The sequence below is a fragment of the Providencia sp. PROV150 genome (assembly GCF_028481025.1).
GTDB classification, from domain to species: Bacteria; Pseudomonadota; Gammaproteobacteria; order Enterobacterales; family Enterobacteriaceae; genus Providencia; species Providencia hangzhouensis.
Window position 1 is genome coordinate 1 of the sequence record NZ_JAMPPJ010000039.1, and the last position, 7,733, is coordinate 7,733.

5 protein-coding genes are annotated in these 7,733 nt (G+C 44.5%); all 5 read left to right on the top strand.

Annotation, left to right across the window (positions count from 1 at the left end; genetic code table 11):
- A partial coding sequence (locus PSE83_RS20185; protein ID WP_272661052.1) for an Hcp family type VI secretion system effector occupies positions 1-370 on the top strand: 370 nt, incomplete at its 5' end.
- Between the two features lie 69 nt (positions 371-439).
- On the top strand, positions 440-2,605 hold the full coding sequence (locus tag PSE83_RS20190) for a type VI secretion system Vgr family protein (RefSeq protein WP_272661053.1): 2,166 nt from the start codon (positions 440-442) through the stop codon (positions 2,603-2,605).
- Positions 2,605-3,834 (top strand): DUF4123 domain-containing protein, encoded by a 1,230-nt coding sequence (locus PSE83_RS20195; RefSeq protein ID WP_272661054.1) that lies wholly within the window; start codon positions 2,605-2,607, stop codon positions 3,832-3,834. Before PSE83_RS20190 ends, PSE83_RS20195 begins: the two co-directional genes overlap by 1 nt.
- A complete protein-coding gene (locus tag PSE83_RS20200; protein ID WP_272661055.1) occupies positions 3,831-7,031 on the top strand; it encodes a toxin VasX in 3,201 nt (1,066 codons plus the stop codon). The genes PSE83_RS20195 and PSE83_RS20200 overlap by 4 nt, the downstream gene beginning before the upstream one ends.
- A partial coding sequence (locus tag PSE83_RS20205) for a hypothetical protein (RefSeq protein ID WP_272661056.1) occupies positions 7,028-7,733 on the top strand: 706 nt, incomplete at its 3' end. The genes PSE83_RS20200 and PSE83_RS20205, both read left to right, overlap by 4 nt.

A 7,733-nucleotide genomic window follows, 5' to 3' on the forward strand; every position in this document is an offset into this window, starting at 1 on the left:
ACCGACAGACCCACAATCCGGCCAGCCTTCAGGCCAACGTGCGCACAAGCCCTTCCGTTTTACCGTGGCGTTAAATAAAGCGGTTCCGCTGCTGTATAACGCCTTAGCCTCCGGTGAAATGTTGCCGAAAGTGGAACTGAAATGGTACCGCACATCGGTTGAAGGCAAGCAAGAGCATTTCTTCACCACTACCCTGACCGATGCAACCATCGTGAATATCGATTGCCAAATGCCACACTGCCAAGACCCGGCGAAAGCCGATTTCACGCAGTTAATCGAAGTCTCTCTGTCTTACCGTCAAATCGACTGGGAACACACCGTTGCAGGCACATCCGGTGCCGATGACTGGCGCGCGCCGCTCGAAGCGTAAGTTCAAATTTAGCGAGCCTTTAGAGGCTCGTTTGCGTTTTTAGCTTTTTCTCCCGTAGAGGAAATTCCCATGTCTTGGACAGACCCCAATAAAAACAAACGACTTGGCAGCCCCGAAAATAACCCGCTTATTCACGGTGGTGGGTATGCGGGTGGCAGAACCTATGCACAAGACCAAGCCTTGCAAGAAGCCCATGGGCAACTGCTAGAGCGTATTATGAATGGCGAAATGGGGACGGGATTAGTATTCACCTGTACCATTGGTGGGTTACCTGAAAACACCTTTCAAGTGACCCAGTTTGATTTGCAAGAAGGGCTTTCCCAACTCTTTTCACTGTCGATTCAGGCGGTCAGCCCGTTACCCGAGATTGATTTTCAAAAGGTATTGGGTGTAGCCTCTTCGCTGACCGTAAAACGAGATGGAAAAATTCTTCGCACGGTACAAGGGATTTTAGCGGGTGCAGAGCAAGGCAATACGGATGGTGTAAAAACGTGGTATCACTTTGTGATACGCCCTGAAATGTGGGTAATGACGCTTAAGCAGGATAGCCGAATTTTCCAAAATATGACGGTGCCGAACATTCTTGAGACGCTATTGAGCGAATCTCATATCAAGTTTGATAAGCAGTTTTACCACCCTGAAGAACATCTGAAACGCGAATATATTACTCAAAAGCGTGAAACCATGTACGACTTTTGGTGCCGTCTGGCGGCGGAGGAAGGGATTACGTTCTGGTTCGAAGAAGGTCCACAACTGTTTTACAGTGACCGCCATTTAGGCATGAAAGCGGGGATATCGCTCACCTATAATCCCCAATCTGAAACCGATATCACCGACAGTACCGCCACCACATGGCGCTATGCCGAGCAGTTGTGCAGCGATATCCGCGTGGATAAAGATTATAATCAACTTCGCCCCTCTTACCCACTGAGCCACCAAGTTACTGGCGAAGTCCATCAACAACATGAAGTGTTTGAAAGTTATGGTCGCTTTCAAGAAGATGCCGAGGGGCAGCCCTTCAACCAAATTCGCTACGAGCAATCACAAAACCAGCGGCAAGTGGGGTCAGCCACGACGAATTGCATTGAATTAGCACCGGGGCGTATTTTTACCTTATCTAACCATCCTAGCCCTCGAATGAATACGACATGGCAAGTGATTAGCGTATCCCACCATGGCGTGCAGCCCCTTGCCGATAACAGTGGCGGTGAAGGCACCCAACTGAGCAACCAGCTGTCCTTTATCCCCAGCACCCAAGAGTGGCGACCGCCCTATCGGTATAAACCCACAGCGGATGGGGATGAGCTGGCTACCGTCGTCGGGCCACCGGGTGAAGAAATTTATACCAATGCGCAGGGTGCCGTGACCGTCTATTTCCATTGGGATAGGCGTGGTAAGCCAGACCATAGCGCATCTTGTTGGGTGCGAGTCGCCCACGGTTGGAACGGCGATGGCTTTGGGTTTATGTCCATCCCCAGAATTGGGCAAGAAGTGATTATTTCCTATCTTAACAATGACATAGATAAACCAATTATAACTGGGTGTACATACAACGGGCGAAATAAGCCACCATTAGACTTGCCAAGTGAGAAGACTCGGACCACGTTTAGAACCAAAACCCATAAAGGGGACGGGTTTAATGAACTGCGTTTTGAAGATGAAAGTGGTCGAGAAGAAATCTATGTGCATGCGCAGCGCGATAACAACATTCACATTAATCGCAACAAAACCCAATATGTCGGGAATGATGATAGTCATACTGTGGCGAATGACCGTAAGCATGAAGTGTGCCATGACGAATTTATACACATCATTAATGAGCAGACCTTACAGGTTGATGTCAATCAATTTGAGCAAATCGGGAAAGACCGTATTACACGCATTGATAACAGCTGGAAAGAAGTTATTCACGCGAGTCACTTTCAAGAAGTGGGTGAAAACAAACAGTGTGACATCCAAAATGATTACATGTTAAAGGCTGCAGGCGGTATTCATACCCACACCAAAGTGCATACGTTGCAAGCCAGTGAAACAGTGATTATTCGTGGTAAAGCGGGGTCGATTCAATTGGATGCACAAGGCGTGACTATCACAGGCAATATCCTGCTAAAAGGTAATGTGTCAGTGACCGGAGGGGCACCCGAAGCGGTCGCCTCGTTGGAAGCGGCGGTTAATGAAGGGTTACCGTTGGCGGAAGATTGCCGAGCAAAAGCGATGAAAAAAGGAACGGCCTAATGCTCTGGAGTCCAAATACAATTTATAAGGGGTATTGGGTCGCACAATGCCGTTATACGCGAAACAATGAACAATTTCATGGTATTATGACGGTTGCTGGCGCTAACCAATCGCAGGCGATTGAACGGATGCGCCAGTACTTTACGGCTCACTCCGGACAATACACGTTTGCTGATTATGAAATATTAACACCTTTAGTCACTTACATTGAGCAGAGCTCAAAACTGGCGCTACCGTTAGTTCGACAAGTGCGTGAACAACATGATGCAAATGTGTTGGCTGTATTGGTGGATGAACGCAATCTTACCCATCCTAGACCATCAGAAAAAGGGGATATCCATTACGCGAAGGGGCAACCTGTATTTAGTGATGGGGTTCACCTCTATGCGGTGATTGACAGCGGTGAATACCACAGGCAAACAGGGCAGTATCTTGTGCCGATGTTACATGGCAGCCAATTGCCGTGGCAATCGTTATACCAAGGGGAAACGCAAGACAGCCTTGAAGACCAAGCGCCCTATTTGATACACCTTCTCCCTAATCGTGCCGGAGAGGTCTTTCTAGAGCACTGCTCAAGCTTATCCAACAAAGGCACTTTAGGAATTTTCATTCACAGTCTTAAATCGTTTACTGATATTCATCGTCAATTGCGTAAGATGACGTATTTACATAACAAACCGCTGAACAGTTGGAATTTTTTCCGTTTTTACGATGTGTCACATTTTATGCCATTTATTGAATCATTGACCCATGGGCAGTTACTTAATGTGTTGAGTGGGGTCAAGGCGTTCTACGGCTACAGTGCCAATTACCCTGATGGGGTCAAAATCACCTTTCATTCCGATTATTTATATGATACTCGCCCCCGTGAGCCATTGTTTATTAATGAAAAATTGTATCGGCATTATGCAGCATTGACCTTGGTGCAGACATTGAATAAAGCCAAACAATTGATAGCGCAGTGCCCGCCCTTGTCAACATCGAGCGAGCTATCAGGCTCTGCCGACTTAGAGGCATTTTGTTTACGTATCATGAATCAGGCTTTTTTAAGTGATATCAGCCAAACACAAGCGTTGTTGTATTATGTCCTTGCTCGCCATGCCTGTACTCAAAACGAAACGTTATGGCAATCAGCAACAGAGCAAGCAAAGCCTTATGAAGCAAATGCCGTGACGTTTAATTATCACCGTTATCGATACTGCTTATCGTCACAAGGAGTGACCCCGTGACCTCAAAATACTTAACCCCAGAAGAAAAACAGCTCCACAAAGTCGTCGAGGCAGTGAATCAAGCATCCCCCAGAAATTTACAAGCCGATGCGGTCGTTTGCCCCTGTGAGAATGAACATCGTCCAGTGTATCCTGTGCGTTATGCCTACTCAAATTTGTATGGTGATAAAAATGCGAAAGCGGCGGTTCCGCCCGCTATTTCGACGTTACTGTCGGCTTCGTCAATCTCTGACACTAAAGGGTTTTCGGCTCGATTACTGCGCACAGGCTGGGTTTATGTCTTTGAGGAAGGTGAATTTCCCACCCGCCTTGATACTAAAGGACAGTTACTGATTTTTAAGCATGTTGTGCAACATTACGATAATGGGTATGTCTATTCGGATGATGATAACTCCAGTGAAGCAGTCAGTGCGAAAGAAAAAGGGGATGCAGAGGAAGGGTTTATCCCTTGTTTGCGTGACCCATTAACTCAATCGGTACAAGCCCAATCTTGTCAATACCCGTATTTACCGATTAAAAAAGACGTCATGGAGGCGTTGTTTTTATTCAGTGATAGCCCCCTGTCTGATTATGTCTTAGATAAAATGGAAACGGATGCCTCTTATCGACAGGCATTTATGCAAAAAATCAATTTGGTGGATTTTAATGGGAATCCCCATGCGCTTGAATTGAACGCTGAGCATATTGACTATTTGGTTGAAGAATATAAAACCGAGTCAGACCAGTTTTCCGCCTTTACTGAGCACACAAAATCCATCGGTAATCCGTTACCAAAAGAGTATTTTTCCCATATCACGGGAATGAATAGTGCCAGTAAAAGTACCGATACCCTGTTAAATCAAGCGAAACAAAATTTAGATTACAAAGAAAAAAGTTGTTTAGTTGCACTGTATGACCCAATCGGCTATCAAAAAGATATTTTATCGCTTTATACTTTCGTGACAGCAACGTATGCGATGTTCCAACGTTATTGGCAGTACCCAAATAAAGTGGGTCACTATCTTTCGGCGTTAGAAACCCAGTTTGATAATCCCGACGTTGCGAAAACGGAGCAAGGGAAAGCATTAAAAGATAAATTTACCAAACACATTGATATTCAGGGATGGAAAACCTATTGGCCGCAAATTGAAGCGGGTAATCAAGAGTTTGAAACATTGCAAGCCAATATCGTCCAACTCTACCGTGATTTTTTAAGCAACCCAGCAGTTAAAAATCAGGTAGGTGGCATTAAAAACTATCTTGACCATGCTTTTTTAATTAAAGAACAATATCAAAAAGGGGATTTTTGGCCCCCCGCGTTTTTTGATGAATTAGAGGCCTACAGCCAACTGCATGAACAGCTATTCACCCCCTTAAAGAGTTCGCCGTCAGGGCGCGTCACACTCGATTTATTGTTATCAACCGACAGTGATGACGGGGAGGTTTGGAAGGAGTTTATTACCAACTTGCTGGATGTATTGAATGAGGATGTGATAAAAAATAAAGCGCTCAGTGAATTTAAAGAGCGTGTTTTACCGTCATTACGTTTAGCCGTCATGATATGTTGGGATGCCTTGGGGTACGCGTATACGGAAGCACATACCCATCTGAATAATGCCAAAAATTCTGTACGACGTATCAGCCAAGCGGGGTTGGATTTTCTGGCGCATAAAGTGCTCCCCGCTTTTTTGGCGTATTTCGGTATTTCCGTGAGTTTTGATGAACTCGCGACCTTAAGCGCTGAAGAGTTCAGAAAATGGATGAGTTCACTGAAAGGGATGAGTCAGCCACTCCAACGTTTTTCGAAAAACATGAAGAAGGTCTTTGACTGGGATAATCGATTAAAATCGGCAGGACTCAAGCGCGTTATTACCACTGCCAAATTTAACCTGATAGAAGGTTATCGCTCTACGGGGCTACCAACTGATAAACACGTCTTAATCAGCCACATCAAATTGGGGGCAGATGTTTACACATTGCTCACGAGTATCATTGAATTCAATGCAGTCGCCCATACGAAAGAGTTTGATAAGCAAGACCCATTAAATGCCGCCGCCGTAAATATCTTTCGCATTCAAATGGTGGCCCATATTTTAAATACCGCAGAGGCGGTGGTTGAAATACGTCAAGCGGCTAGAGGATATGCAGCAGCGGTCACGTTTCCGCCGCTTCAGCGGTTACTCACCAAAATTCAGTTACCTGAAATCCAAACCAAGTTAGGTAAAGTGGGATTAAAAGGGCTCGGGTATACTGTGGCGATTTTAGGGGTTGCCTTACCTATCGCCGAAGCCTCCGCGGAGTTTTATAACAGTAATTACATTACGGGCTCGGCAAAAATTGCAGAAGCAGTAGGGACATTGGCGTTTTCGGTGGGGCTGGCAGCATACGGTGCCACGGAAGGCTTGGTGGCGACCGCCATTGCAGCATTTGCGTGGGAATTGATTATTATCGGTGCCATCGTATTCGGAATTGGTATGGCGATTTACAATTACTTTAAAACGGATGCGTTTGAAGAGTTATTGAAGCAGTGTTTTTGGGGGAATGGTCGCAAGTATTTTGCGGGGGGATATAAATTAAAGGAAGGGCAACAAATTAAAAGGCCTGACACTAAAGATGCTCAGTTGGAGAGTTATATTCGATATGTTGATGAATATCAACCTTACTTTCAAATAGAATTGCAAGAGTTTGCAAATCTTTTCTTTACCTCCCAACTACAAGCTAATGCAATTCCAAAATCAAAGGCGGGGTTAGGGCAAAGCCATTACGGGGCTGCACATTATGTCATTCAGTATCAGTTTACGCTGGGTAATTTTCAATGCGGTATTTCGGATATTGAATATCAATTGGTTGAAAAGAAATCCTTGTTTGCTTATCCCGCTGGAACACCTGTGGCCTCTTTACCCAAACAAAGGGATACGGTAGTCAAACATCGTGGGATTGATTATTTGGCTTCACAGCAGATAAAATTTAATGCGGCGTTTGAGGCAGCTTTGCAAGATGCGTTAGCTTGTACGGTACTGCGTGATGGAGAGCTTGTGCTGAGCTTTGAAGTCGAAGCGGGTATTTTTGCAGGTGATCCTCTGGGGCAATCTATCCCATCCATTTATTGGTACTACTTAGTGGATCGTCTTAAAGGTGAGATTGCGCCATTGCGTTACCGAAACGGCGATCCTACTGATAAACTTTATGGCTGTATTGATGAGGAAGGCACCGAATGACGAGTTTATATACGGCAACAAAGCACCCGGAGCAATTAGAAACCACACCATTAATTGCACAAAGTCATCACTACGATGATCCATTGGAGCCTCAAAAACTGGTATTTTTAGATGCGGTCAATCAACAGCGTTGTGTGATCAACTCTCCACAACGTAATAGCCAGCTCACTAATACGATCCCATTTTTTATCGTGCTTTTAGTAATGGCCTTTTACACACTGTTTGGTTTTATTGAAAACCATAAATCGAATTATTTTACCCTTCAAGATAATTCTAACTATTTCAATAAAAAATATGGTATCGATAACTTACCAGCAGGGTTATCAAACTATTTACCATATATGAAAGTTAAGGAAATAAGTATCGGAACATATCTAATCGATTACTATACTGATAAAATTTATAGAAATGATGATCTTAAGGTATTGATGATTATCGGCTGGCTAATTTTTTTCCCCGGTTTTTTATGGTTATTGGGTTATCTCTCTTTCTTCACACCTCCGGTTTACCTTATTGCGGATAGGCAACGAGGAATATTGTATAGCTATGGGATGGGGAAAGTACGTTTAACCCGCTATGAAGATGCACAATTCGGCTATGCAGGTAAAATGCTGGCGATTAAACTGTATGGCATTGATGAAAAAACAGGGCAATTGAAAACCATACTTTACAAGCCAAATGTTTCCCATTACTCCAGTTTCC

Excerpts from the sequence above, each read along its gene's own strand:
- PSE83_RS20190 (WP_272661053.1), top strand. The coding sequence starts at position 440 with ATGTCTTGGACAGACCCCAATAAAAACAAACGACTTGGCAGCCCCGAA.
- PSE83_RS20195 (WP_272661054.1), top strand. The coding sequence starts at position 2,605 with ATGCTCTGGAGTCCAAATACAATTTATAAGGGGTATTGGGTCGCACAA.